30 protein-coding genes are annotated in these 24,744 nt (G+C 70.7%); 19 read left to right on the top strand and 11 right to left on the bottom strand.

Features of this window, described 5'->3' with window-relative positions; genetic code table 11:
- Positions 1 to 7: 7 nt before the first annotated feature.
- On the bottom strand, positions 8 to 484 hold the full coding sequence (locus OG866_RS20990; protein WP_329336810.1) for an ArsI/CadI family heavy metal resistance metalloenzyme: 477 nt from the start codon (positions 482 to 484) through the stop codon (positions 8 to 10).
- An 80-nt stretch (positions 485 to 564) separates the two neighbouring features.
- Here OG866_RS20990 and OG866_RS20985 point away from each other — a divergent pair, with 80 nt between their 5' ends.
- The 5 genes from OG866_RS20985 to OG866_RS20965 all read left to right on the top strand — a co-directional run bounded on the left by OG866_RS20985 (position 565) and on the right by OG866_RS20965 (position 3,174).
- Positions 565 to 945: an ArsR/SmtB family transcription factor gene (locus OG866_RS20985; protein WP_329336808.1), complete on the top strand. Its 381-nt coding sequence runs from the start codon at positions 565 to 567 to the stop codon at positions 943 to 945.
- Positions 942 to 1,691, top strand: coding sequence for an MIP/aquaporin family protein (locus OG866_RS20980; RefSeq protein WP_329336806.1), 750 nt, complete (start codon positions 942 to 944; stop codon positions 1,689 to 1,691). The genes OG866_RS20985 and OG866_RS20980 overlap by 4 nt, the downstream gene beginning before the upstream one ends.
- A gap of 72 nt (positions 1,692 to 1,763) precedes the next feature.
- Entirely contained in the window at positions 1,764 to 2,186 is a 423-nt protein-coding gene (locus tag OG866_RS20975) for an arsenate reductase ArsC (RefSeq protein ID WP_329336804.1), read from the top strand.
- Positions 2,187 to 2,215: 29 nt separating this feature from the next.
- Positions 2,216 to 2,689, top strand: coding sequence for a GNAT family N-acetyltransferase (locus OG866_RS20970; protein WP_329344223.1), 474 nt, complete (start codon positions 2,216 to 2,218; stop codon positions 2,687 to 2,689).
- A gap of 176 nt (positions 2,690 to 2,865) precedes the next feature.
- On the top strand, positions 2,866 to 3,174 hold the full coding sequence (locus OG866_RS20965) for a hypothetical protein (RefSeq protein WP_329336803.1): 309 nt from the start codon (positions 2,866 to 2,868) through the stop codon (positions 3,172 to 3,174).
- Here OG866_RS20965 and OG866_RS20960 read toward each other — a convergent pair.
- Complete coding sequence (locus tag OG866_RS20960; protein WP_329336801.1) at positions 3,165 to 3,584, bottom strand: VOC family protein; 420 nt, start codon at positions 3,582 to 3,584, stop codon at positions 3,165 to 3,167. The two genes, OG866_RS20965 and OG866_RS20960, sit on opposite strands and share 10 nt — an antisense overlap.
- Positions 3,585 to 3,699: 115 nt before the next feature.
- Here OG866_RS20960 and OG866_RS20955 point away from each other — a divergent pair, with 115 nt between their 5' ends.
- The gene (locus OG866_RS20955) at positions 3,700 to 4,506 is read left to right on the top strand and encodes an HAD family hydrolase (protein WP_329336800.1); all 807 of its coding nucleotides are present in this window, start codon (positions 3,700 to 3,702) and stop codon (positions 4,504 to 4,506) included.
- Positions 4,507 to 4,577: 71 nt separating this feature from the next.
- Here OG866_RS20955 and OG866_RS20950 read toward each other — a convergent pair whose 3' ends face one another.
- The 5 genes from OG866_RS20950 to OG866_RS20930 form a co-directional block, all read right to left on the bottom strand.
- On the bottom strand, positions 4,578 to 4,778 hold the full coding sequence (locus tag OG866_RS20950; protein ID WP_329336799.1) for a hypothetical protein: 201 nt from the start codon (positions 4,776 to 4,778) through the stop codon (positions 4,578 to 4,580).
- Positions 4,779 to 4,878: 100 nt separating this feature from the next.
- On the bottom strand, positions 4,879 to 5,967 hold the full coding sequence (locus tag OG866_RS20945; RefSeq protein ID WP_329336798.1) for a 3-oxoacyl-ACP synthase III family protein: 1,089 nt from the start codon (positions 5,965 to 5,967) through the stop codon (positions 4,879 to 4,881).
- A gap of 37 nt (positions 5,968 to 6,004) precedes the next feature.
- On the bottom strand, positions 6,005 to 6,934 hold the full coding sequence (locus OG866_RS20940; RefSeq protein WP_329336796.1) for a hypothetical protein: 930 nt from the start codon (positions 6,932 to 6,934) through the stop codon (positions 6,005 to 6,007).
- A gap of 100 nt (positions 6,935 to 7,034) precedes the next feature.
- Entirely contained in the window at positions 7,035 to 7,664 is a 630-nt protein-coding gene (locus OG866_RS20935; protein WP_329336794.1) for a hypothetical protein, read from the bottom strand.
- A 75-nt stretch (positions 7,665 to 7,739) separates the two neighbouring features.
- Positions 7,740 to 8,537 carry an AfsA-related hotdog domain-containing protein gene (locus OG866_RS20930; protein ID WP_329336793.1) on the bottom strand — a complete coding sequence of 266 codons (798 nt, stop codon included), beginning with the start codon at positions 8,535 to 8,537 and terminating at the stop codon, positions 7,740 to 7,742.
- Between the two features lie 227 nt (positions 8,538 to 8,764).
- Between OG866_RS20930 and OG866_RS20925 the strand changes: the two genes are divergently transcribed.
- The 7 genes from OG866_RS20925 to OG866_RS20895 all read left to right on the top strand — a co-directional run bounded on the left by OG866_RS20925 (position 8,765) and on the right by OG866_RS20895 (position 14,950).
- Positions 8,765 to 9,367, top strand: a complete 603-nt coding sequence (locus tag OG866_RS20925) for a TetR/AcrR family transcriptional regulator (protein ID WP_329336791.1) — start codon at positions 8,765 to 8,767, stop codon at positions 9,365 to 9,367.
- A gap of 245 nt (positions 9,368 to 9,612) precedes the next feature.
- Positions 9,613 to 10,437, top strand: coding sequence for an SDR family NAD(P)-dependent oxidoreductase (locus OG866_RS20920; protein ID WP_329336789.1), 825 nt, complete (start codon positions 9,613 to 9,615; stop codon positions 10,435 to 10,437).
- 215 nt (positions 10,438 to 10,652) lie between these two features.
- Positions 10,653 to 10,883 (top strand): tautomerase family protein, encoded by a 231-nt coding sequence (locus OG866_RS20915; RefSeq protein WP_329336787.1) that lies wholly within the window; start codon positions 10,653 to 10,655, stop codon positions 10,881 to 10,883.
- Positions 10,884 to 10,955: 72 nt separating this feature from the next.
- Positions 10,956 to 12,410, top strand: a complete 1,455-nt coding sequence (locus OG866_RS20910; RefSeq protein WP_329336786.1) for an MFS transporter — start codon at positions 10,956 to 10,958, stop codon at positions 12,408 to 12,410.
- A gap of 203 nt (positions 12,411 to 12,613) precedes the next feature.
- Positions 12,614 to 14,227, top strand: a complete 1,614-nt coding sequence (locus tag OG866_RS20905) for an acyl-CoA carboxylase subunit beta (RefSeq protein WP_329336784.1) — start codon at positions 12,614 to 12,616, stop codon at positions 14,225 to 14,227.
- On the top strand, positions 14,224 to 14,433 hold the full coding sequence (locus OG866_RS20900; protein ID WP_329336782.1) for an acyl-CoA carboxylase subunit epsilon: 210 nt from the start codon (positions 14,224 to 14,226) through the stop codon (positions 14,431 to 14,433). The genes OG866_RS20905 and OG866_RS20900 overlap by 4 nt, the downstream gene beginning before the upstream one ends.
- A 40-nt stretch (positions 14,434 to 14,473) precedes the next feature.
- Positions 14,474 to 14,950 carry a MerR family transcriptional regulator gene (locus OG866_RS20895; protein WP_329336780.1) on the top strand — a complete coding sequence of 159 codons (477 nt, stop codon included), beginning with the start codon at positions 14,474 to 14,476 and terminating at the stop codon, positions 14,948 to 14,950.
- Here the strand turns inward: OG866_RS20895 and OG866_RS20890 are convergent.
- On the bottom strand, positions 14,884 to 16,011 hold the full coding sequence (locus OG866_RS20890; protein ID WP_329336778.1) for an acyl-CoA dehydrogenase family protein: 1,128 nt from the start codon (positions 16,009 to 16,011) through the stop codon (positions 14,884 to 14,886). The two genes, OG866_RS20895 and OG866_RS20890, sit on opposite strands and share 67 nt — an antisense overlap.
- A 107-nt stretch (positions 16,012 to 16,118) precedes the next feature.
- Between OG866_RS20890 and OG866_RS20885 the strand changes: the two genes are divergently transcribed.
- Entirely contained in the window at positions 16,119 to 16,664 is a 546-nt protein-coding gene (locus OG866_RS20885) for a helix-turn-helix domain-containing protein (protein WP_329336777.1), read from the top strand.
- Here OG866_RS20885 and OG866_RS20880 read toward each other — a convergent pair.
- A complete protein-coding gene (locus OG866_RS20880; RefSeq protein ID WP_329336775.1) occupies positions 16,634 to 17,707 on the bottom strand; it encodes a ScbA/BarX family gamma-butyrolactone biosynthesis protein in 1,074 nt (357 codons plus the stop codon). The two genes, OG866_RS20885 and OG866_RS20880, sit on opposite strands and share 31 nt — an antisense overlap.
- A 148-nt stretch (positions 17,708 to 17,855) precedes the next feature.
- Between OG866_RS20880 and OG866_RS20875 the strand changes: the two genes are divergently transcribed.
- Entirely contained in the window at positions 17,856 to 18,512 is a 657-nt protein-coding gene (locus tag OG866_RS20875) for a ScbR family autoregulator-binding transcription factor (RefSeq protein ID WP_329344221.1), read from the top strand.
- An 89-nt stretch (positions 18,513 to 18,601) separates the two neighbouring features.
- A complete protein-coding gene (locus tag OG866_RS20870) occupies positions 18,602 to 19,363 on the top strand; it encodes an inositol monophosphatase family protein (RefSeq protein ID WP_329344220.1) in 762 nt (253 codons plus the stop codon).
- A 49-nt stretch (positions 19,364 to 19,412) separates the two neighbouring features.
- Here the strand turns inward: OG866_RS20870 and OG866_RS20865 are convergent, their stop codons facing one another.
- Complete coding sequence (locus OG866_RS20865; protein WP_329336773.1) at positions 19,413 to 21,353, bottom strand: glycoside hydrolase family 97 protein; 1,941 nt, start codon at positions 21,351 to 21,353, stop codon at positions 19,413 to 19,415.
- A gap of 172 nt (positions 21,354 to 21,525) precedes the next feature.
- The gene (locus tag OG866_RS20860; RefSeq protein ID WP_329336771.1) at positions 21,526 to 22,068 is read right to left on the bottom strand and encodes a hypothetical protein; all 543 of its coding nucleotides are present in this window, start codon (positions 22,066 to 22,068) and stop codon (positions 21,526 to 21,528) included.
- Between the two features lie 292 nt (positions 22,069 to 22,360).
- Between OG866_RS20860 and OG866_RS20855 the strand changes: the two genes are divergently transcribed.
- The 3 genes from OG866_RS20855 to OG866_RS20845 all read left to right on the top strand — a co-directional run bounded on the left by OG866_RS20855 (position 22,361) and on the right by OG866_RS20845 (position 24,741).
- Positions 22,361 to 23,212 (top strand): helix-turn-helix domain-containing protein, encoded by an 852-nt coding sequence (locus OG866_RS20855; protein WP_329336769.1) that lies wholly within the window; start codon positions 22,361 to 22,363, stop codon positions 23,210 to 23,212.
- Entirely contained in the window at positions 23,172 to 23,360 is a 189-nt protein-coding gene (locus tag OG866_RS20850) for a DUF397 domain-containing protein (RefSeq protein ID WP_329336768.1), read from the top strand. Before OG866_RS20855 ends, OG866_RS20850 begins: the two co-directional genes overlap by 41 nt.
- Before the next feature lie 67 nt (positions 23,361 to 23,427).
- Positions 23,428 to 24,741: a DUF3500 domain-containing protein gene (locus tag OG866_RS20845; protein WP_329336767.1), complete on the top strand. Its 1,314-nt coding sequence runs from the start codon at positions 23,428 to 23,430 to the stop codon at positions 24,739 to 24,741.
- Positions 24,742 to 24,744: the final 3 nt, after the last annotated feature.

Below are 24,744 nucleotides of genomic sequence, written 5' to 3'. Positions count from 1 at the left end.
GTTCGTGTCACTGGCCGCAGGCGCACCCGGCGGCTGCCGGGGCCTCGTCCTCGGTGCCCTGGCTGGTGCAGCAGCCGTCGCCGGAGGCGTTGGGGTCGGCGCTCTTGCCGAGCGTGTCGGCGTCGGCCTTGACCACGTACACCTCCCACGGCTCCTTGCCGGGGCCGTGGACCCACACCTTGTCCTGGAGGGCGTAGCAGCAGGAGGTGTCGTTCTCCTCGAAGGTGGCCAGGCCGGCGTCCTTGAGCCGGGTGGTGGCCGCGTTGACCTGGTCGGTCGACTCGACCTCGACGCCGAGGTGATCGAGCCCTGTCTCCTGTCCGGGCTCACCTTCGATCAGGACCAGCTTGAGCGGTGGCTCGGTGAGGGCGAAGTTGGCGTACCCCTCGCGCCGCTTGGCCGGTTCGGTGCCGAACAGCTTCGAGTAGAAGGTGATTGACGCTTCGAGGTCGCTGACGCGCAGGGCGAGCTGGGCACGGGACATGACGTGGCTCCGATCTGCTTGCATTGATGTCTGTCGATACAAAGCTTGCGCCTTGTATCGAGAAACGTCAACATAGAAGAATGTCGAAGCAAGAACTTGTGGTGCTGGGCCAGGGCGAAGGGTCCGCCGGTTGCTGCCCCGGGTTGGTGACCGCCCCTCTGGACGATGTGCAGGCGGCCGACCTGGCGAAGGTCTTCAAAGCGCTGGGCGACCCGGTCAGGCTGCGGTTGCTGTCGATGATCGCCTCACGGTCGGGCGGGGAGGTCTGCGTGTGCGACCTGACCCCGGCCTTCGACCTCTCGCAGCCGACGATCTCGCATCATCTGAAGTTGCTGCGTCAGGCGGGCCTGATCGACTGCGAGCGTCGCGGCACATGGGTGTACTACTGGGTGCTTCCCGGCACCCTGGACGGGCTGTCCGCGTTCCTGGCGACCGCACGGACGGCTGAGGGGACCGCGTGAGCGCATCACTCGGCCGCCGGGCCCTCGCTGAGGCCGTGGGGTCGGCCGCCCTGGTCACGGTGGTGGTCGGCTCCGGCATCCAGGCCACCGAACTGACGGACGATGTCGGTGTCCAGCTGCTCGCCAACTCCCTGGCCACCGTGTTCGGCCTGGGCGTACTCATCGCGTTGTTCGGGCCGGTCTCCGGCGCGCACTTCAACCCCGTGGTGACGCTCGTGGCGTGGTTCACCGGCCGCCGCACCTCCGGCGGACTGACGCCCCGGGACCTGGCCGCCTACCTCCCGGCCCAGACAGCCGGTGCCATTGGGGGAGCCGTCCTGGCCGACGCCATGTTCGCCAGACCGTTGGTGCAGTGGTCCACCCATGACCGCTCCGCCGGCCACCTCTGGCTCGGTGAGCTGGTCGCGACGGCCGGGCTCGTCCTGCTCATCTTCGGCCTCACCCGTACCGGTCGCGCCCAGCTCGCCCCCGTGGCCGTGGCCTCCTATATCGGCGCGGCGTACTGGTTCACGTCCTCCACCTCGTTCGCCAATCCGGCCGTCACCATGGGGCGGGCCTTCACGGACACGTTCGCCGGTATCGCACCCGCTTCGGTCGGCGCGTTCGTCGTGGCCCAGTTCGCCGGTGCCGTGGTCGGCCTCGGTCTGGTGGCCGCGGTGTTCGGCCACCCCGCACCCGACCGGACCGGCGCCGTCCCCGCCCCCGTCCCGGACGAACCCGAACTCACGGCTCCCGCCACCCCCTGACCAGCCGCGCCCTGACCCGCCGCGCCCTGACCCGCCGCCCCTGTCCCGCCACGCCCGAGAAAGACATCCGCCATGACCACTCCCGCCGAGCGCCCGTCCGTCCTGTTCGTCTGTGTCCACAACGCGGGCCGTTCGCAGATGGCCGCAGCCTTCCTCACCCGGCTGGCAGGCGATCGAGTCCAGGTACGGTCCGCCGGCTCCGCTCCCGCCGACACCGTCAACCCCGCCGTCGTGGAGGCTTTGGCCGAGGTGGGCATCGACATCTCGGCCGAGGTCCCCAAGGTGCTCACCGTGGAGGCCGTCCAGGCGTCCGACGTCGTCATCACGATGGGATGCGGGGACACCTGCCCGGTCTTCCCGGGCAAGCGCTACCTCGACTGGAAGCTCCCCGACCCGGCCGGTCAGGGTGTGGCCGCCGTCCGTCCGATCCGGGACGAGATCGAGAAGCGCGTCCGCGGCCTGATCGGTGAGATCGCCCCGGGAGCCCAGCCGTGAGCGGGGCCGGCGGGATCCGTATCGCCGAGATGGTGCCCGAGCACGCGAACGAGGTCCTGACGATCTATCAACTCGGCATCGACGAGGGCAACGCCACCTTCGAGACGACCGCACCGACCTGGGAGCACTTCGACGCCTCCCGGGTGCCCGGCCACCGGCATGTCGCCCTGGACGACTCGGGCACGGTGCTCGGGTGGGTCGCCGCGGTGCCGGTGTCGGACAGGTGCGTGTACGCGGGAGTCGTGGAGCACTCGGTGTACGTCCACCCCGATGCCCGCGGCCGGGGCGTCGGCGCGGCCCTGCTGGGCGCGCTGATCAAATCCACCGAGGCGGCAGGCATCTGGACCATTCAGTCGGGCATCTTCCCGGAGAACGTCAGCAGCCTCGCCCTGCACCGGAAGACGGGTTTCCGGGTCATCGGCACCCGCGAACGCCTCGGGCAGCTCCACGGGGTCTGGCGGGACGTCGTGATGATCGAACGGCGGAGCGGCTCCGTCGCGTAGGCCTGGCACCGCAATCGTTCATCCACCTCGCCGCAACGGCCAACCGCGTCTGGGACGAGCCCCTGTTCTCGCGGACCTTCGAGGGAACAGGGCCGTACGTCGCCCAAGACAGACGTCCGGGACGTGGTCGCCGACGGGGTTCTGCGGGAGACCCGGACCGATCCGGGCACCGCCGCGTGATCACCGTCATCGCAGACACGTCGGGTCTCCTGGCGGCCCTGGACTCGGCCCACCCGGAGCACGCGGCGGCCAACGAGGCGATCATGGCGGCCGGCCTGCCGGTGATGTCCTCGTTGCTGCCGGCCGAACTCGACCAACATCCGGCGCTGGATGAGCCGGGGAGCGGTGAACATGGCGCCGACTGCGACACCGACGCGGTCCTCGCTGCGATCCTCACCCTCGACCGACGCGACTTCCGTGCCGTACGGCCACTGGGACGGCCTCCCCCTCTGACAGGGCCTTGGCCTCCCTCAGGTCACCCCTGACCCTGCCCCTGGGTGATGTTCACCATCCACGGCACCCCGAACCGGTCCGTGCACATCCCGAAGACGTCGCCCCACATCTGCTTGTCGAGGGGGACCGTCACCGTGCCCTCGGCCGAGAGCTTGTCCCAGTAGCCGCGGAGTTCGGTGTCGTCGTCGCCGCTGAGGCTGATCGAGTAGTTGTTGCCGATCGTCAGCGGCATGTCCGGGTGGGCGTCGGCGGCCATCAGGGTGAGGCCGGACGGGGTTTCCAGCATGCCGTGCATGATCTTGTCGGCGAGGGGTGTGTCCGCCTGGCCGAAGGAGCCGTAGGTGTTCAGGGCGAGGGTGCCGCCGAACACCTCCTTGTAGAACTCCATCGCCTGTCGAGTGGTGCCGTCGAAGCTGAGGTACGGGTTGAGGCGCGCGGCCATCGAAACCTCCCTGGAGGAGTGCGATCTCCTTCGGAGGCTAACCGGGGCCACTGACAACGGCACTCGGTGAGTGATACCTTCGCGAAGGAATTTTTCTGAACGGGAGGAGCTGGGAATGACGGTGGTCGCGGGTATAGGCAGCGGCGGGACACGGGTCGACACGGCGTACCGGCCGGCCTACCTCGTCTTCTGTGACGTCGACGAGACGCTCATCGACTGCAAGAGCATGTTCGAGTTCCTGCGTTTCCAGCTCGTGCGGAGGTACGGGGAGGAGGGAGAGCTGCGGTACCGGCTCGTCGAGGCCGACCTCAAGGGGCGGTCCGCCGCCGGGGTCCCCCGCGAGGACGTCAACCGGGCCTACTACCGCTCCTACGCCGGCGAGAGCGCCGAGGAGATGGCCGACCTGGGCCGCGAGTGGTTCTCGCTCGCCGCCTCCGTGCCCGGGTTCTTCATCGCCTCCACCGTGGCCGAACTGGCCCGGCACCGCGCCGCCGGCGCCGACATCGTGCTCGTCTCCGGCTCCTTCGCGCCCTGCCTCGACCCCGTCGCCGAGTACGTCGGCGCCCGGCACGTCCTGTGCTCCTCGCCGGTCGTGCGCGACGGCCGTTACACCGGCGAGCTGCCCGAGCCCGTGATCGGCGAGGGCAAGCGCGCGGCGGCCCTGCGGCTGCTCGCCGAGCACCCGGGCGTCAACCCGCGCGACTGCTTCGCGTACGGCGACCATCCCTCCGACTTCCCCCTCCTCGACTGCGTCGGCCACCCGCGTGGTGTCGGCGACGACCCCGTCGTACGCGGTTATCTCGCCCGGCGTGCGGACCGGGCCGCGGTCGCCGTCTCCGGGTGTGCGCTCGCCTGCTGGTCCATGGGCCGCGACGAGCAGTCCGAGGGCTGCTCCGGGGAGTGCGCGCTGCCGCTGAGCTGAGCGCGCACACGGACCGGGGAGGGGCGGAGGCCGTAGTGGCCTCCGCCCCTCCCCGTGTCGCATCCGCCGGGTCAGTCGATGCTCCGGCAGATGTGCGGCTCCAGCTCCGCGTCGTCGGCGTCTCCCGCCAGGTGGAGGACGGGGCACCGCGCCTCGGGCCCGGTGTTCAGCAGGTACCAGCTGCCGCCGCGCTGGACCGAGGCCAGGGTGCCGTTGGCCAGGACGTGCAGGCGGGGGAGGGACGGGGGATGGGGGGCGGTGGTGGTGATCATGGGTTCTCCTGATGGCTGTCGGTGTCATGCGCACGCGTGGGGGTTCTCCGTCGTGGTGCTGGTCGCGGGTCCGGCCGTCCTGTGTCGGTCTGTTCCTTCGCTACCTTGCCCCCGCCAGCACCGGCTCGCTCAGCGGCACCCGCGTCTCCGCGCGCTCCCTCGTCGGGCGGGCGTGGGCCGTCGGGGCCCAGCGGAACAGGGCCGAGCCGACCGACATACCGCCACCGAAGGCCGACAGGACCGTCAGGTCGCCCTCGGTGAACAGGCCGCGGCGATGGGCCACGTCCAGGGTGATCGGGACGGACGCGGCGCCGGTGTTGCCGTGGTGGGCGAGCGCGAGGTGCATCCGGGCCGTGTCCAGGCCGAGCGCGGGCCACACCTCCGCCAGCATCACGCCGTTGGCCTGGTGGGGGACGAAGTGCCGTACGGAGCGGGCGGGTACGGCCGCCTTGGCCAGCAACTCGTGGATCGCGCCCGGCAGGTTGTCGTGCACGAAGCCGCGCACCCCGCGCCCGTCCATCGTGAACCAGTGCGCGCCCTCCGCCACCGACCGCGCCGACGCGGGCCGCCTGCTGCCGCCCGCCGGCACGCTGATCAGCCGGTGCTGGTCGCCGCGGGTCGTCAGGCTGGTGGTGATCGGGCCGGTTCCGGCCGGCACGGGCCCGAGGACGACGGCCCCCGCGCCGTCGCCGAACAGGATGGCCGTCTTGCGGTCGGCCGGATCCAGGATGCGGGAGTAGATGTCCGCGCCGATGACCAGGGCGTACGGCCCCTGCCCCGACTCCGTTCGCGGCTCGGCGCGCAGCATGCGGTCCGCCGCGGTCAGCGCGAACATGAAGCCGCTGCACACCGAGTTGACGTCGAACGCGGCGGCCCGGCGCGCCCCGATGAGGTCGGTGACGATGGCGGCGGTGGCGGGCTGGGGGTGGTCCGGGGTGGAGGTGGCGACGACGACGTACGCGATCTGGTCCGGCGTCAGACCCGCCTGGAGCAGGGCGCGTTGGGCAGCCTGGGCGGCCAGGTCCGACGTGGCCTCGTGCGGGGCGGCGCGGTGTCGTCGTCGTATGCCGGTCTTGCGTTCGATCCACTCGGCGGTCACGCCCGCCGCCTCGCCGACCTCGTCGTTGTGGGCGACGGCGGCGGGGAGGTAGGAGCCGGTGGCGATGATGCCGATGGGGTGGGTGGTCATGGGTACTCCTCGTGTCGTGACTCGGCGAAAGATGACGTCACTTGGCGGGCTCGGTCGTGAACTCCCCGAAGCTCGGGCCCTGGAGCTTCAGCTGCGCGTGGATGTCGCCGCCGAGACCGAAGTGGCCGATGGCACCGCCGTAGTTCTGCTGGTAGCTCATCCACAGCACGACCACGTTGATCACCCGGTTAGAGCCGGGGGTGCCCGGCGCCGGGAAGGGGTTGGGGAGGGTCGCCCGGTAGTGGGCCATGCCGTTGCTGTCGCTGATGAACGCGTTCGGCACGCCGAGCGGGCCGGGGCGAGTCGGGCCCGCCGGGTCGAGGTCGTGCTCGCGCAGCGACATGACCGTGTAGAGGCTGTCGGGGATCAGGCCGGTGAAGGCGAAGGAGAAGTCCGCGCTGCGCCCGTGCGCCGGCACATGCACCTCCAACTGGCCGCGCGCCTTGGTCCACTGGCCCAGCGTGATCGGCTCACGCAGCTTCGGGCCGTCCTCCTCGCGCAGGTCCGGGATGGGCGCCCCGTGCAGCGGATAGCTCGGGCGGCGCACGTCATGCGCGTCGGGGCGCTGCTCCGGGGCGAACAGCATCGGATAGTTGTTGCACGGCAGCGGCAGGGGCAGGGTGAACAGCTGGACCTGGGCGTCGGGACCGGCCGGGTCGGTGAGGTCGAGCTCGCGGACGATGTCGTACGGCAGGTTCTGGCCGAGCGGGGGCAGGGGGCTGTCCGGGGAGACCACCGCGCCGCCCCACGCGGAGACGGTGGAGCCGTCGGCGCCGGGCCGGTTGACGCGGCCGATGACGACGAAGTCGCCGTTCTCGTCCACGATCTCGCTCGGCGGGTAGAGCGGGCCCTGGGTGGTGACGCTCAGGTCGTAGGTCCGGGTCATGGGGGCGGCGGGGGCGGTGGGTGCGGGCGCCGGAGCCGTGGGCGCCACAGGGGCCGCGGGTGCCTCGGGTGCGATGGTCATGTCGGGTGTTCCTTCGCGGATACGGACGGCCGGCCGCGCAACGCCGCGCGGGTGCACAGGAGTTCAGCGGCCGGCCGTGGGGCGGGAAGGGGAGTCGGCGTCAGGCGGTGACGCGCTCGTAGATGCGGGTGTACAGGCCGTTGTCGCCTCCGGTGATGTAGGTGTCGCCCGCCTCGCGGACGATCTGCTGGTAGCGGGGGGAGGTGAACGCCTCCATGTACGTCGCCGGGTCGGCGTCGAAGCCGGACACGAACATCACGCCGGGCTCGGTGCTGGCCAGCGAGTGGAAGGCCTGGAAGCTCTTGACCTCGTCCGTGGTGCGCACGACGTCGAAGATGGTCTCCTCGCGCCAGGCGCGGTACTGCCGGTAGACCCGCGGCACGACCTCGACGTGCCGCATCTGCACGTAGTGGGTGTCGGGCAGCGCGCCGGCGGCCGGCTTGGGCGCCTCGACGAACTGGAGGAACTGGCGGCGGAAGTCGCCCTCGCCCAGCGGGCCGACGGCCTCCCACAGCTTCCACCAGTCGGCGCGCAGCTCCTCCATCTGCTCGAACCCGCGGTGCAGCGGGGCGAGTTCGAGGACGGAGTTGCTCTCCAGACCGCGGTAGAGGATGCGGCCGTCGAAGCCGGACGCGTCGTTGTGGGCCTGCCATGCCTCGGCGACGGCGTCGATCTGCTCGGGCTTGGCGAACAGCTCGGTGGCGGTGATGAGGGCGGCGGAAGCGGACATGACTGTCTCCTTGAGTGGGGTGTGAAGTGGGGGCAGAGCGAGAGGGGTCGAGCGGTGTCGCCGGTTGTCGCCGGTTCAGACGGTGGCCAGCACCGGCTCCGCCGGCGTGATCGTCTGCCGCGCGTTGCGCAGCGTGTGCTCCACGGCGGACCGGCCCCGGCGGTGCTCCTTGGCCTCGATGACCGGGGCGTCGAAGGCCGTGTAGGTGACGGTGGTGATGGAGGCGCGGCGGTCGGCCTGGTGGAGGGAGATCTCCGCGGCGAAGGACAGCCGGTCCGGGTTGTCGAGCTCGGCGCGCAGCGAGTGGTAGACGACCGTGGCGTCGACCGGGAAGAGGAAGTTCTCGAAGGACGTGTTCATCGACTCGATGACGTAGTAGTACGAGCGGTCCAGGTAGCGGGCGGCGTGGTAGCGCTCGCTGACCGCGAGGAACATCTGCCGGGCCGCCTCGACGGCCACCATGCCCTGGACGTGCTCGCCGGTCTGGTGGTCGATGAGCAGTTCGTTGTCGTTGTGGACCCGGAGGCCGGCGGAGAAGAGGTCCGCCCCGTCCCGCCTCAGGTCGGCTATCAGGGTGTTGCTGCTTCGGTGTTTGTGGGCCTCGCCGCGGCCGGCCAGGGCCGGCGGGCGGAAGTCGAGGTCGAGGCGGTCGCCCAGGCCGAGCAGCAGGGCCGCGTCACGGACCATGTCCGCGTCCTCGGCGGTGACGCCCTGACCGGCGCGGACCCGCACCGGCCGACTGTCCCAGGAGTACACCCCGAGGCGCATCTCCTCGATGAACTGGCTGACGGTGAGGACGTCCTGCTGGACGGCGAATCCGGCGAAACGGTCACCGACGAGCAGCAGGGTCCGGAGGGAGGCTGTGGCTGACATGCGTTTCTCCTTGACGAGGGAGGAGCGTCGGACGAACAGGGACAGCTGATGTGCTGGACGCACTGGACGTACGGGGCCTGCCGCCGCTTCCGCACCGGTTCTCCTGGGGATTCCCGGGGTGGCGGGGCCGATGTGAAAGACCGTAGAGGAGTCTCGGCGCGAGTGCAACCATCTAGTTGGTTTTTCTGAACCATCCAGTTGGTTGTGGTGTGGACTACGCTGTTCCCATGGCTGAGACACCCAAGGCGCAGGCGACCCGCGCCAAGCTTCTGGAAGCCGCCGAGGCGGAGTTCTCCGAGCATGGGCTCGCGGGGGCGCGCGTGGACCGCATCGCCGAGCGCTCCGGCGTCAACAAGCAGCGCATCTATGCCTACTTCGGCAACAAGGAAGCCCTGTTCGCGGCCGTGATGACCAAGGTCTACGCCCATATGTCGGAGGCCGTCCCCATCCCCGTCACGGAGGAGGGGCTGCGCTCCTATGTGGGCGAGGTCTTCGACTACCACCGCCAGTCCGACCTGGTGCGGCTGCTGGCCTGGGAGGGTCTGCACTACCGGGACAAGCCGATCCCGGACGAGAAGGAGCGCGAGGCGTACTACGTCCACAAGACGGCCGCGCTCAGCCTCGCCCTCGGCGTCGACGACCCCGCGACCGCCGCCCGCGTGCTCATCGCCCTGGTCGGCATCGCGTCCTGGCCGTTCATCGTGCCGCAGCAGCGCCGGCTGATGCTCGGCCCGGACGGGGACACGGAGAGCGGCTGGGCGCTGCTGCGGGCAAGCGTGGTGGCACACGGCCACTCGATCATCGACAACGTGCTCCAGGGGTCGGTCTGAGGGTCGTCAGGAGCCTGATCGGCTGAGGGAGTCCGGAGATTTCCGGGCTCCCTTTTCGCTGGTCGGGGGCGGTTCGGCCGGGGTTTGACCAGCTAGCTGGTTCTGGAAAACCAACTAGATGGTTGCGCAGACTCCTCAACCCGGCTACCTTTTTCATCACCAGGCAGGGCCCGCTCGTACCGGGCCCGCCGCTGCTAGCTGACGTACCGTCAAGCCGGGTGTGCAGCCCGGGAATTGAGGAAGTCATGAACGCCTCCCCTGCCTCCCCTGCCTCCAACGCCGCCATCCCCGCCACCCCCGTCATCGTCGTCAGCGGCGCCACCGGCGGTATGGGCTCGGCCGTGGTCGAGGAGCTGGCCCGGTCGGACGCCACCGTCGTCCTGCTCGGCCGGGACGCGGCCCGTCTGGAACGGACCCGGCAGGAGATCGACGCCCGCACGGGCGGCGCGGGGCGGCTCGTGACGTACGAGACCGACATCAACTCCGCCGCCTCGGTCGACGCCACGGTCGCCGTCCTGGTCGCCGAGCTCGGCCGGGTGGACGGCCTGGTGCACACCGCCGGCGACGGCCCGCTCGCCCCGCTCGCCGAAGCCGACGACGCGATGTGGCAGGCCACGTTCAACGGCAAGCTGATGGGGGCCGTACGGCTCACCCGGGCGCTCGCCGGTCCGCTGGCCGAGGGCGACGGTGGCTCGGTCGTCCTGGTCAGCGGTGTCTTCCGCAAGGATCCCGACCCGCTCTTCCCGGTCAACAGCGCGGTCAACGCCGCCGTCGCGGCCTTCGCCAAGGCCGTCTCCAAGGACCTCGGGCGCTCGGGCGTCCGGGTCAACGTCCTCGACCCCGGTGCCGTCCGCACCCCCCTGTGGGACGAGATCGCCAAGGCGATCGGCGACCGCACCGGCGCCACCGCCGACGAGGTCACGGCCCAGGTCGCCGCACAGACCCCGCTCGGCAGACTGGCCGACCCGGAGGACGTGGCCCGCCTCGCGGCCTTTCTCCTCTCGCCCGCCGCCCGGCACATCACGGGCGCCGCCCTCACCCTCGACGGGGGAGCCTCGGCCGGCCTGTAACCGCCGCCGCGCCACCGCTTCTCGCCCGACCCTCGGCCGGCCTGTAACCGCCGCCGCGCCACCGCTTCTCGCCCGACCCTCGGCCGGCCTGTAACCGCCGCCGCGCCACCCCTTCGCGCCCGACCCTCGCCCGACCCTCGGCCGGCCTGTAGCCCGCCGCCGCGCCCCTCTTCCTGCTCGACCCTCAACCCCCGTACGCCACAAGGAGCTTCGTCATGCCCATCCTCTCCATGACCACCTGGCCGAACCAGACCGACGAGAAGTGCCAGGAGCTGATCGAGGAGCTCACCGCGACCGTGCACCGGGTCATCGGGGCACCCCTCGACAAGATCACCGTCTTCATCCAGGAGATCCCGCAGAACCGCTGGGGCGAGGGCGGAGTGCTCGGCACGAACCCGGAGTTCGCCGAACTCAGCCGTCGCCGCGCCGCGCCGGTGGACGCCTGAGCGAACCCACTCCGGCCCTCCCTGGCTGAGGGCCCCTCCCCCCTCCACCCCTTTCTCACAAGGAGAGTTCCCATGGCCATCCTGACCCGGCCCGCGCGGACCGACCGGCCCCGCACCCCGGACGGACCGGCGGCGGACCCGTCCGCCCCCACCTCCCCCTCGACCTCCTCCACCACCACCGTCCTCGCGGCGGCCCTGCTCGCCTTCTTCGTCATCTCCCTCGACGGCTCGGTCGTCAACGTGGCCCTCCCGGCCATCTCCCACAGCCTCGGCGGCACGATGGCCGACCTCCAGTGGATCGTGGACGGCTACACGCTGATGTTCGCGGCGTTCATGCTGTCGGCCGGTACCTTCTCGGACCGGATCGGTGCCAGCCGCGCCTACGCCTGGGGGCTTGCCTCCTTCACCGTCGCCTCCCTGGCCTGCGGTGTCGCCCCGAACCTCGGCACGCTGATCGGCGCCCGCATGGTGCAGGGCGGTGCGGCGGCGCTGATGGTGCCGGCCTCGCTCGCGCTGATCCGGCAGACCTACACCGACCCCGGCAAGCGGGCGCGGGCCATCGCGATCTGGACGGCGGCCGGTTCGGTGGCCGTGGCGGTCGGGCCGGTCATCGGCGGCATGCTCACCAGCGGGCTGAGCTGGCGCGCGGTGTTCTACCTGAACCTCCCGGTCGGTGCCCTCGGGCTCGCCCTGCTGACCCGTATCGCCCCCTCGCCGCGCCGGGCGGCCCCGGTGGACCTGCTCGGGCAGCTCTCGGTGGTGGCGTCCCTGGCCGGTCTGACGTACGCCGTGATCGAGGGCGGGCGTGCGGGCTGGGGGAGCGCGGACGTGCTGGGCACCCTGGCGCTCGCCGCGGTGGCGATCGCGGTGTTCGTGACGACGCAGTCGCGGCGTGAGCAGCCGATGGTGCCGCTGAGCATCTTCAAGAACCGCACGGTCGTCGTCTGCCTCGCGGCCGGCTTCACCATCAACGCGGTCTTCTACGGCGCGATCTTCCTGCTCGGCATGTACTTCCAGCAGGTGCGCGGCGCCTCCCCGGTCAGCACCGGCGCGATGTTCATCCCGATGTGCGCGCTAATTTCCATCGTCAACATGGCGGGCGTCAAGCTCGCGGCCCGCAAGGGTGCGTGGGTGCCGATGGCCATCGGCCAGCTGGTGATGACGGCGGGCTCGGTGCTCATGCTGACGGTCACCTCCTCCACCTCGTACTGGATCCCCGTGCTGCTCCTGGTCCCGATCGGCCTCGGCGGCGGACTCGCGGTGCCCTCCCTCACGGCGGCCATCCTGGAGAACATCGACGGCGACCGGGCCGGTACGGCGGCTGCGGTGCTCAACACCTTCCGGCAGGTGGGCAGTTGCATCGCGGTGGCGGCGTTCGGCGCGCTGATCGCGGACACCTCCCACTTCCAGCAGGGCATGGACACCAGCTTTGTGATCAGCGTGGTGATGCTGCTGGCGACGGCGGCGGCCACGGCCCTGTTCCTGCCCCGCCTGACCAACAGGCCGAGCGAGAACACCAAGGCCTAGGGGTACCCGACGTACCCCTGGACGGCCGGTCGGTTCCGACGCCCCCCGCCCACCGCACCGGCCAGCGCACGAAGACCCCGGCCCGGGTTCCACTCCCGGCGCCGGGGTCTTCGTCGTGTCCCGGCCGTGCGCCCGCGCACTTCCTTCGCAAAGCCCCGTTAAAATACCTTCACGAAGGAATTTAAAACAGGCAGGATGGACCCATGACCGTCATGGAAGAACGCACCGTTCCTCATCCCCCACCGGACACGACGACCATCCCGCCCGACACCACCCGCACCCGCCTCGCCGAACTCGCCCTCATACGCGAGCTCGCGCACGAGGGCCCCGCCCCCGGCGCGAGCGACCAGCAGCACGCGCGGGGCAAGCTCACCGCCCGTGAGCGCATCGAACTGCTCCTGGATCCCGGGTCGTTCACCGAGATCGAGGCGCTGCGGCGGCACCGCGCCACCGGGTTCGGTCTTGAGGCCCGGCGGCCCTACACCGACGGTGTCGTCACCGGCTGGGGCACCGTGGACGGCCGGACCGTGTTCGTCTACGCCCATGACTTCCGTATCTTCGGCGGCGCCCTCGGCGAGGCCCACGCCACGAAGATCCACAAGGTGATGGACCTCGCGCTGGCCGCCGGGGCGCCGCTGGTCAGCCTCAACGACGGGGCGGGGGCCCGGATCCAGGAGGGGGTCAGCGCGCTCGCCGGGTACGGCGGGATCTTCACCCGCAACGTCGCCGCCTCCGGTGTCCTGCCGCAGATCAGCGTGATGCTCGGGCCCTGCGCCGGCGGCGCCGCCTACTCGCCCGCGCTCACCGACTTCGTCTTCATGGTCCGCGGCATCTCCCAGATGTTCATCACCGGCCCCGACGTCGTCCAGACCGTCACCGGCGAGAAGGTCAGCCAGAACGGCCTCGGCGGTGCCGACGTGCACGCCGATGTCTCCGGTGTCGCCGCCGCGGCCTACGACGACGAGGCGAGCTGCCTTCAGGACGTACGGCATCTGCTGTCCCTGTTGCCGGCCAACAACCGCGAACTCCCGCCCTACGAGACGCCGTCGGACGACCCCGAGCGGCGCTGCGAGGCCCTGCTCGACCTGGTGCCGGCCGAGCCGAACCAGGCGTACGACATCCACCGGGTGATCGAGGAGATCGTCGACGACGGCGACTTCTTCGAGGTGCAGCCCACCTGGGCCGCCAACCTGGTGTGTGCCCTCGCCCGGCTCGACGGGCATGTCGTCGGCGTCGTCGCCAACCAACCCGCCGCCACCGCGGGGGTGTTGGACATCGCCGCCTCGGAGAAGGGCGCGCGGTTCGTGCAGTTCTGCGACGCCTTCAACATCCCGCTCGTCACGCTCGTGGACGTCCCCGGGTTCCTGCCGGGCGTCGGCCAGGAGCACGCCGGGATCATCCGGCACGGGGCCAAGCTGCTGTACGCGTACTGCAACGCCACCGTGCCGAGGATCTCGCTGGTGCTGCGCAAGGCGTACGGCGGCGCCTACATCGTCATGGACTCCCGGTCCATCGGCGCCGACCTCGCCCTCGCCTGGCCCACGAACGAGATCGCCGTGATGGGGGCCGAGGGCGCCGCGAACGTCGTCTTCCGGCGGGAGATCGCCGCCGCGGACGATCCCGAGGCGGTGCGCGAGCGGCGGATCAAGGAGTACAAGTCCGAGCTCATGCACCCCTATTACGCCGCCGAGCGCGGGCTGGTGGACGACGTCATCGATCCTCGTGACACCCGGGCCGTGCTGGTCCGCTCGCTCGCCATGCTCCGCACCAAACACGCCGACCTGCCCTCCCGTAAACACGGGAACCAGCCGGTATGAGCGCGCCCGCCGAAGAGCCGGTGCTCCGCGTGCTGCGCGGCGCGCCGACCCCCGAGGAGCTCGCCGCCGCCACCGCCGTACTGCTGGAACTGGCCCGGCGGACGTCTGCCGCGGAGGAGCCCGCGCCCGCCCGGACCGCCGCCGCACCCACCTGGCACCGCCCGGCCCTGACCACGCACCGCACCGCCGCGTCCTGGCGCCACTGAAGATCATCCCGACCCTCCCCAGAGAAGGATCACCATGTCCGTGAGCGACACCACGACCGAGTACGCGGCCTACGACCGCAAGCGCCCCACCGCCTACGTCACCACCCACGCCGAGACCTACTCCCTGGAGGAGGTCGTCCGCATCAGCGGGCTCGACGCCGACACCCTCGGCTGGTACGAGCGGCAGGGGCTGATCGAGGGCGCCGAGGAGGACCCGTACGGGGTGCGCGCCTACAGTCCGATCCATCTGCGCTGGCTGGAGTTCCTCAACCATCTGCGCAGCACCGGGATGTCACCGGCCGACATGAACCACTACGTCGAGCTGTACCGGGCGGGCGACCGGACCATCGCCGCCCGCCGTGAACTGCTCGAAGCACACCGGGAGTCGCTGCGCGCGCGGACCGGCTCGTTCACCGCCACGCTCCGGTACCTGGACTGGAAGATCGGGTTCTACGCGGAGCGCGAGGCCGTGCTGGCCCGTTCCTCGGTGGCCCCGCCGAGCGCGGTGGAGGCGTAGGCCGCGGCCACCGGCTCCAGCCGGAGCACTCCGTGCGAGGCGACCGTGTGGACGTCCCGCCACAGGCGGGTCAGTTCGCCGGAACCGGCGCGCAGCTGCGAGCCGCCGGTGCGGAAGAGCCGGTCCACGACGTCGGCGAGGAGGCCGACGGCGACGGCCGCGTCCCGCTGATTGCCGGTGACGAGGGCGGGGGTGACCGGGTCGGAGTCGGCGCGCCGTGCGGCCCGTTCGAGGAGCAGGCCCGCCGCGTCGATGTGGGCCGAGGTCACCGCGAGCGTCTCGCGCACCGCCGCGCTGTCGTGGGGCGGGCGCCCGCTGCCCGGCGCCTTGGCCGCCGCCCACCCCGACCACACCGCCAGCGCCCTGCGGGCCGCGCCCAGCGCCGGCGCGCAGAACAGGAGACCGCCGGCGAGCTGAGCGGGCGCGGTATGGCAGCGGGGCAGCCCGGGAGCCGAGCCGCCACGCATCAACTCGGCGAACGGAAAGGTGAGTTCGTGCGGGACAAAGGCGTCCTGCACGACCGCGGTGTGGCTGCCGGTGCCGCGCAGCCCAGTGGCGTCCCAGGTGTCGAGTACGTCGACGCAGGCGCCCGGCACCGCGAACACCCGCGTCTCCCCGTCGTCCCCCGGCGCGGCGGCGAGCATCCACTCCGCGCTGTCGACGCCGCTGACGCACCCCCAGGTGCCGGTCAACCGCCAGCCGTCCGGTGCCGGTTCGGCCCGCCCGGCGGGCGGCATGAGCGCCGCCGATATCCGCACGTCCGGGGAGGCGCCCCACACCCTTTGCTGCCCTTCCTCGGGCAGCAGCGCGGCGTACCGCCCGTGCACGGCCCACAGCATGGCGACCCAGGCGGCCGAGGTACATGCCTCGCCGACCGCGGCGGCCTCGTGCAGCAGGTCCGTGAACGTCCCCTCCCTGCCGCCCCATCGGCGCGGCACGAAGTGCCGGGCCAGGCCGGTGGCGGTCAGCTCCGCCACCACCTCCGGCGCCAACCGCCGTCCGCTGTCCGCCTCCTGGGCGTGCGCGGCGGCGGTGACGAGTGCGGTGGTCGCGAGGGACATACGACTACTCCTTCAGTATCAGGTAAAAAAAGTGCGTTCAAGAAGGTATTGTTCGAGAGCCCTGGCCGCTCTCCCTCTGCTCCGACCACCATCCGAAGGGACACGCGATGGCGAAACAGGCGCGCTCACTGCGCACCCATGAACTGGTCCTCGACGCCGCCGCGGCCGAGTTCGTCCGCCACGGGTATCCGCGCGCCAACCTCCAGCACGTGGCGGCCCGCACCGGGCTGACCAAGGGCGCCCTGTACGCCCACTTCGCCTCCAAGGAACAGCTGGCACGGGCGCTCACCGGGCATCTCGACGAGGTCGTCGACGAGCTCCTCGCCCGGCACAAGGACGGGAACCTCCCGGCGCACGAGCGGTTGCGCGCCCTGTGCTGCGCCCTCGCCGAGCGCGTGGAGTCGGACGTACGGTTCAACGCGGCGCTGCGTCTGGTGATGGACGAGGCCCAGTCGGCTGCCGAACCCCCGCGGCTCCCGGCCGACTTGAGGTCGCTGTCCGCCGAGTCGCCGGCCGATCTCGCCGTGGTGATCCTGGTGGGCGCCTACTACACGGCCCCCGATCCGGAACGGCGCGGACTGGCCGAGCGGGTGCGGGGGCTGTGGGACGCGGTGGACGGCTCTCAGGCGGTAGAGGAAACGGGCACCCGGTGATCCACGTGAGCGGCACCGTCCGCCGCCCGGGTGCCCCACAGGGTGCGGCAGGTGGCGAGCGCGGTGCCGTTCTGTACGGCGTCCAGGGTGACCCGGGTCCGGCCGGACCCGGTCTCCGGCGCGCGCTCGCGCACCACCAGGTCGATGGGAGCGTCGAGTTCGCCGAAGGCGAGGCAGTCGGACTCCATGCCGAGCAGGGTGTGCCCGGCGCCCCGCGCCATGTCGCCGGGGTGCAGCAGCAGATGGGCGAGCTGGCGGAAGCCCTCCAGGGTGACCATGAGCGGGACGTGGTCGCTGGGGTGGTCGAAGAAGATCGGGTGCTCGACGTCGACCAGCAACTGCCAAGGGCCGTCGGTGCGTTCGCGCACCAGCACGCTGTCCTTGGCGCGCAGCCGTCCCACCGCCGCCGGGTGCACCCGCTCCAGCGGGCGCGGGGCCGGGCCGGTCACCGCGACGCCGCGCGGCTTGGCGCCCCGGCCGCGCAGCATCGCGTACCGCTTGTCGTCCACGGCGACGACGTGCAGCGCGCCGCGCCCGCAGGTGCGGCCGCCGACGGTGAGGACGACTTCGAGCCGCATGCCGTATCGATTCGGCGGACGGTTGCCGACCCACACCCACCGCGCCTCCAGGACCACCGGGACCGGTTCGCCGCCGATGCGCAGGGCGGCCGGGTCGGTGATCTCGAACTCCGAGCCGAAGCCGATGAAGCGATGGGTGAGCGGCACCTCGTAGTAGGCGTGCGCGAGGTAGACCAGGGCCTGGCGGATCGTCTCCATGAAGAGCAGCGGGTCGCTGGTGCCGTCGCTGCCCGGCGAGTAGAGCGCGTGGTCGCGCGGCCACTGGGCGGCGACCAGGAAGGAGTGCTCGCCGGTGCGGACGGCGTCGGTGAGGAAGACCTCGGCGATGGCGGCGCGGTGCACCATGTGGCGCGGGACCGGCTGGAGCCAGCGGAGCTGCGGACCCTGGACTTCCGCTCGTACGGCGGTCGAGCCCGCCGTGGTGCGTATGGGCGTGGAGACAGGTGTGACGACAGGCTGATGCATGGTCTGAACCCCCAGTGAATGTATTCACGCAGACAGCAACACCGGCACAACATCCGCACAGGGCCGGCGCCGGTCGAGCCGCCACTTACAATACATTCCCGAAGGTATATTTCAAGGAACGCCAGAGGATCGCCAGAGGATGGACAGTATGGCCGTGGAACGCAGCGCAGCCAGGCCCCGGCCCGCCCGGGACACCGCCCCCCGGCACCGGGACACGGGCCTCAAGCAGGAGCGGGCCGTGCGCACCCGCGGGCAGGTGCTCGACGCGGCGGCGGAGGCCTTCGCCACCCAGGGCTTCCCGGCGGTGACCGTGCAGGACGTGGCCGCGCTCGCCGGGGTGACCAAGGGCGCGGTCTACTTCCACTACGCCAACAAGGAGGCCCTCGCCCAGGCCTGCGCCGAGGAGTTCTACCACCGCCTCGGCGTCATCGGGCAGGAGGTGGAGGAGGCCGACCTCTCCCCGCTCCAGGCGGTGACCGAGCTGCTGGAGCGCACCGCGCGCGCCTTCCGTGACGAGACGATGGTCCAGGCCGGCGCCCGCCTCCAGATCGAGCGCTCCCTGATCGGCGCCGAGATGCCCATGCCCTACCTCGGCTACACCGAGTCCCTCACCGGGTGGCTCCGCCAGGCCCAGCAGACGGGCCAGCTGCCCGCCGGCACCTCCCCCGAGGCCACCGCCCGTGTCCTGGTCTCCGCCTTCTTCGGCGCCCAGCACATCTCCTGGGTTCTCAACGACCGTGCGGACATCGCGGACCGGGTACAGGAGATCCTGACGGCGGTGGTCCCGGTGGCGGCGAAGAGCTGACCGGGGGCCGGCGAGCAAAGGCGAGGTGAGGACCCGTGTGGGAGTGGCGTGACCCGGAGCCGGACCGGGAGGTTGACCTGGACCGGGCGATGGCCGTGGCGACGGAACTGGCGGCCTGGGCGGCCGAGTTGATCCGCCGCCCCCGTCCCGACGCCGTACGGGAGAAGGAGGGCCCCGCCGACATCGTCACCGACACCGACGAAGCGGTGGAGACCCACCTGCGCGAGGCGCTCACCGCGGCCTTCCCGGACCACGGGATCGTGGGCGAGGAGTACGGCGTCACCGAGGGCGCCCCCGACGCCCCGCACTGGGTGATCGACCCGGTCGACGGCACCACCAACTACGCCCACGGTCTCGGCTGGTGCTCCCTCTCCCTGGGCCTCGCCGCCCCCGACGGCACCCCGCTGCTGGGGGTGGTCGCGGACCCGTGGCGGCACGAGACGTTCACCGCGATCAGGGGGCGGGGCGCCCGCCTCAACGGGACCCCGGTCCAGGCCGCCTCCCACACCACCCTCACCGGCCATGTCTTCCTCACCGAGTGGGCGGCCCACGCCCACTGGCCCGGCATGGACCCCCTCCTCGCCGACCTGGCCGACCGCCACTGCACGGTCCGCGTGATGGGCTCCACGGCCCTCTCCCTGGCGCAGGTGGCGGCGGGCAGGGCAACGGCGGCCGGGATCGGCTCCTTCCACCACGTGGACGGACTCCCGGCCCTCCTGATCGCACGGGAGGCGGGCGCGATCGCCCTCCCCGAACTCCCGTCCTACGGCGAGCCGTTGCTGCTGGCGGCACCGGGAGCGGCGAAGGAGGCGACGGAGGTGTGGCACAAACACGTGAGCCCGCTCCCGTAGCGCACGGCTTCCGGCAAGCCCCGCAACCCCACCGGACCTACGAGGGTGGTCAGTTGGGCGTGAGGATGACGGCCTGGCCGCCCGCCTCGGTCATGGTCACCTCCAGTGTGGTCGCCGACGTGACGGACGGCAGCGTGCTCACCACCACCGGCGTCCGGAAGGGACTCGTGCCGGCCGTCCCGTCCGCGTAGATCGTCGCCGTGTACGTCGTGTCGGCGGCCAGGAACGTCAGCGGCAGCGAAAGCGTCCTCGCCGTCTCGTTGGTCATCGCGCCCAGGTACCAGGTGGAGCCGTTGCGGCGGGCCACCGCCACGTACTCGCCGATCGAGCCGGCCAGCGCCCTGCTCTCGTCCCACGTGGTCGGAATCGCGTTGAACCACGGCAGCCCCGGCCAGTTCGCGGGGGTCGCGTACTTCGACGGCTTGTCGTACCAGAAGAGGAAGTTGAGGGGCTGGTAGTACACCGCCGCCATCGCCATCTGGTGGGCGTTGGTCGTCTTGTTGCGGGACTGGCCGTAGCAGATGGTGTAGTCGAGCGGGCCGCCGATGTTGCGGGCGAAGGGCAGGGTCACGTTGTGCGTGGCGGTCGGGAACTGCTCGTTGCCGCGCACGCCTTCCAGGCTCAGGTAGTTGGGGTACGTCCGCTCAAGGCCGGACGGGCGTACGTCGTCGTGCATGTCGATCAGCAGCTCGTGCTCGGCGGCCGTGCGGGCCCACGCGGTGATCCGGTCGGTCATCGACTGGGTGCCGTCGTTGATGAAGCCGAGCTTGATGCCCGTGACGCCCCAGCCCTTGTAGAGGGAGAAGAGCGCGTCCGCGTCGGTCAGGGCCAGGCGGTTGACGTAGAGGAACACGCCGATGCCCTGGCTCGTGGCGTACGAGAGGACCGAGGGCATGTCTATCGCGGCGATCGGGGTCGTCGCGTCGACCGTGGTGAACTCGGGGCCGTACCAGCCCGCGTCGTACTCGATGTAATCGATGCCCCGGGCCACCGCGAAGTCGACGCCCGCGAGACCGGCGGCGGTGGTGAGTTCGCAGCGGAAGACCTTGCCCGGCTTGATCCAGGACGTGTCGGGGAGGACGTTCGGCGGGGCCAGGTTGAGGACCAGGTCGGCGTTGTCGACGAGTTCGGCGTGGGTGGAGCCGATCACGACCGCGCGCCAGGGCGTGGCGAAGGGAGCGGTGACGGTGGAGGTCGTCTCGACCTCGCCGGTGCCACGGGCCGTGTGCTCCATGAGGAAGGCGGAGAGGGCGTTGGGGTGGTCGGAGGCCGAACTGAGCATCAGACGCGGGTAGTTGAGGCGGGCCGACTCGCACACGCACGCGATGAGGCCCTCGGAGAGCGTCGCCGTCAGCGGGAGGTCGGTGAGGGGGCCGTTGTCGGTGGTCGCGGTGCCGGTGACCGGGATCGCGCCGGGGGCCACGGGGACGTACGCGTCCTCGTCGCGGGCGCTGTGGACCGTGGTGCCCTCGGGGAAGGTGAAGGTGGTCAACTCATCCGCGATGACGGCCGTTCCGGTGCCGAACAGCACGTACCGCAGGGCCACCCCCGACCTGTACGCGCGGAACTGGACGCCGAAGCGGATGCCCGTCGCCGCGTCCCGCAGATGCCAGCGGCGTTCCTGGTAGTGGTCGGTGACGGTGGCGTTGCGGCCGTACACGGGGGACCAGGTGCGGTGCACGACCGAGCCGCGGCCTTCGTCGAGCAGGATGACATCGCTGCCGAGCACCGTGCCGTCGGCCAGGGCCAGGCCCAGCGCGGAGGTGTCCACGACCGCCCTGCCGTCACGCGTCGCGGACCAGCGCAGCGCCCCGTCCACCACCGACAGGGTGAGGGCGTTGCCGCCCATGCGGACCGTGGTGGAGCAGGCGCGGGGGCCCGCGGCGTGTGCGGGGCCGCCCCGCCCCGCCATCGCAGCCCCGGCCGTGAGCGCCGCGCCTTTCAGTACTCCCCGCCGGGACGGTGACCCCGTACCGCTTGCAGCTCTCATCGTGAAGGGACCTCTCCTTCGAGGGCGGAATTCAGGTAGTAACCGTTTTCCGAAACGGGAACGTATGCCCCGGGAGAGCGCGGGTCAAGGCCGCGGGAACGACGAACTGCCCGGTCCGTCTTTGTGGCGACGGACCGGGCAGCGGGTGGTTCAGGCGGTCTGGTCGGTCGGGTCAGACCACCGGCGAGGCGCTGAACAGGTGCCTCTGGTCGCCGCCGCCGTCGCTGTCCCAGTCGAGGTGCAGCTCGCCGTCGCCCAGACCCTTGCTGGAGCCGATCTTGTAGCTGATCGTGCCCGTGGTGTACGAGTTGTTGTAGTTGCCGTTGGAGGTGCTGTCCTCCAGCTTGGCCTCGATGCCGTAGAAGTTCTTCGACGTCTTCACCGGGTCCGTGCCGGACTGCGACTTCTTGATCTGGACCTTGAAGTAGGCCGAGTCGAAGATCGTGGAGTCGTCGACCTGGCCGTACGCCGGACCGTCCCAGCTGATCTTGGCGTAGCTGTAGACGGTGGAGCCCGAGCGCTTCGCGCAGACCTTCACCGTGAAGTCCCAGTTGTCGGCCCACGGACCCGAGTACGACGGGTCGTCGACGGACTTCTTGCTGGTGGTGCACTTGTAGTCGGCGGCGGCGGCCGGGGTCGCGACCGCGATCGCCGTGGTGCCCGCGAGCGCGGCGACGACAACCGCGGCGGACGTGGCGCGCTTCAGCTTGCGCATGGTGAGCCTTTCTTGGCGCATGTTCGGTTCACTCGCTGCACAGGAGGTGGTGGGGGAGTACCTCGGGCGTGACCGCCCTGCGCGCGTCGTCATGCAGCGACCTTGATCGTAACCGGACCATGATCAGCGGGAGTTGTCGAACCGGCCGGTACTCCGATCCTTCACGAGAAGCCCGCGAGGTTTCACCCCGGGACCACGGTCGGCGTGTGACCGGTTACATGATTCCCGTCACCCGAGGGGAGTTGGGTGGTTACTCTCGGCTATGAGTCGAGAACACGAGGGGTGACCGCCCGTGGCGCACGTCCGCCGAGACCTTGATCCCTGCGCCTCCCCGCTGGACTACTACGGCTACGAGTTGCGCCGCCGACGCGAGGGCGCGGGGCTGACCTTGAGCGAGCTGGGGTCGATCATCTTCTGCACCGGGTCGCTGGTCGGCCAGATCGAGTGCGCGCAGAAGGTGCCGACGCGGGAGTTCAGTGAGCGGGTGGATGCGGCGCTGGGGACGGAGGGGTTCTTCTCGGGGCTGGTGGGGTTGGTGTTGCAGAGCCAACTGCCGAGCTGGTTCCAGCCGTTCGCAGGGATGGAGGCGAAGGCGGCGTACATTTCCACGTTCCAGTGCCAGGTGGTCTACGGGCTGTTGCAAACAGAGGAATATGCGAGGGCGCTGTTGAGCGTGGGCCACCCTGACGAGGTGGACGAGCAGGTGGCTGCCCGACTTGAGCGGCAGCGCATTCTGAGCCGGGAAGCGCCGCCCCCGCTGTGGGTGGTGCTCTCGGAGGCGGTGCTGCACCAGCAGGTCGGTGGTCCAGCCGTCATGCGAGGGCAACTGGAGTACCTGGTGGGCTTCGCGAAGAACCCCTGGGTGCAGATTCAGGTGCTTCCGTCCTCGATCGGGCAACACCCGGGGCTGATGGGCTCATTCACTTTGCTGCGCTTCGATCGCGACCCGGACCTCTGCTACGCCGACGGCTACGACCAAGGCCATATGACGGCCAATCCGCAAGTGATCAGGGAGCGTTCGGTCGGTTACGCTCGCTTGCAAGCCTGCGCCCTCTCCCCGGAGGACTCGGCGGAACTGATCGGGCGCGTCATGGAGGATCGCTATGGGCACCAACCAGGACCTGACCGGAGCACCGTGGCGTAAGTCGTCGTACAGCGGCACCAGCGGTGAGTGTCTGGAAGTGGCCCCCCTGACCACCCACATCGCCATCCGCGACTCCAAGGACCCGGCCCGAGGCCATCTCCGCGTCACCCCCGCCACCTTCACCGCGTTCGTGGACTCGCTGAGGTAAGCCACTCCCAGGCGATCCACAGGTCCCTGCCACGTTGGCTTTAAGTGTCGACGAAATCGTCACGGGCATGGCCAACTCATCGCACGGACACAAGCCCCGCACCCCCGCCCAGCACCGCTCGCGCCGCTGGTTCATGAACAAGGCCCTCCTCGCCGGCGGTGTCTCCGCCGTCGCCGTCATGGGCGGTTACGCCGCCACCCAGGCCGGTGCCGAGACGACGGATGCCACCGCGGCCGACGCCACGGCGAGTGCCACCCCGTCCGGCCCGCCGGCAGGCGGGGGCGGTTTCGGGCAGACCATCGCCTACGACGACTTCGTCGGCGTCACCACGGACGGCACGGTCGTCGACGACCTGTACGCGATCCACCGCACCGGTGTTTCCACCACCCCGGTCGTCCGGGCGGGCGCGGCCTTCGTCAACTCCCTCACCGACGACCAGAAGTCGGCCACGCTCTTCGACATCGACGCCGACCAGTGGCTCGACTGGACGAACGTCGACTCCAACGACCGTGACGGTCTCGCCCTGCGCGATATGACGGACAAGCAGTACAAGCTGGCGATCAAGCTGCTGAAGGCGGCGCTGTCCGCACGCGGACTGGAGAACGCCACCCAGATCCGCAAGCTCAACCACTACCTCGGCGAGGCCGGCGGCGACACCACCAAGGCGCTCAACTTCGACGCCTACTGGTTCACGATCATGGGCACCCCGTCGGCGACCGCCCCCTGGGGCTTCCAGTTCGAGGGCCATCACATCGTCGTCAACTACTTCGTCCTCGGCGACCAGGTCGTCGCCACCCCGACCTTCCGCGGCTCCGAGCCCACGAAGATCACGTACGACGGTGTCGACTACCACCTGTTCCGGGAGGAGACCGCCGCCGGACTCAAGCTGCTGCGGGCCCTGGACGACACCCAGCTCGCCACCGCCGCCCCCGGCACCGAGACGAAGACCGGCACCAACCTCACCGCCGGCGCGGGCAACGACAACGCGGTCATGGCGTACAAGGGCCTCCAGGGCTCAGCCCTGAACCGCAAGCAGCAGAAGCTGCTCCTGGACCTCGTCGAGGTCTACACCGGCACCATCGACGAGGGGCACTCCCGGGTCTGGCTGCGGGACATCGAGAAGCACCTCGACGACACGTACTTCTACTGGATCGGCGAGTCCGAGGACGACTCCGCGTTCTACTACCGCGTGCACTCCCCGGTCGTCCTGATCGAGTACGACGCCGAGTCCCCGCTCGCCTACCACGAGGACGGCGACACCAGCTCGGGCGGCCCCAACGGCACCCCCACCCAGCAGCACATCCACACCATCATCCGCACCCCCAACGGCAACGACTACGGCGTGGACCTCCTCAAGCTCCACCTGGAGACCGACCACTGATCA

It is taken from the genome of Streptomyces sp. NBC_00663 (genome assembly GCF_036226885.1).
GTDB lineage: Bacteria > Actinomycetota > Actinomycetes > Streptomycetales > Streptomycetaceae > Streptomyces.
Note: the sequence above shows the minus strand (reverse complement) of the source record. Positions and strands in the feature narration are given on the sequence as shown.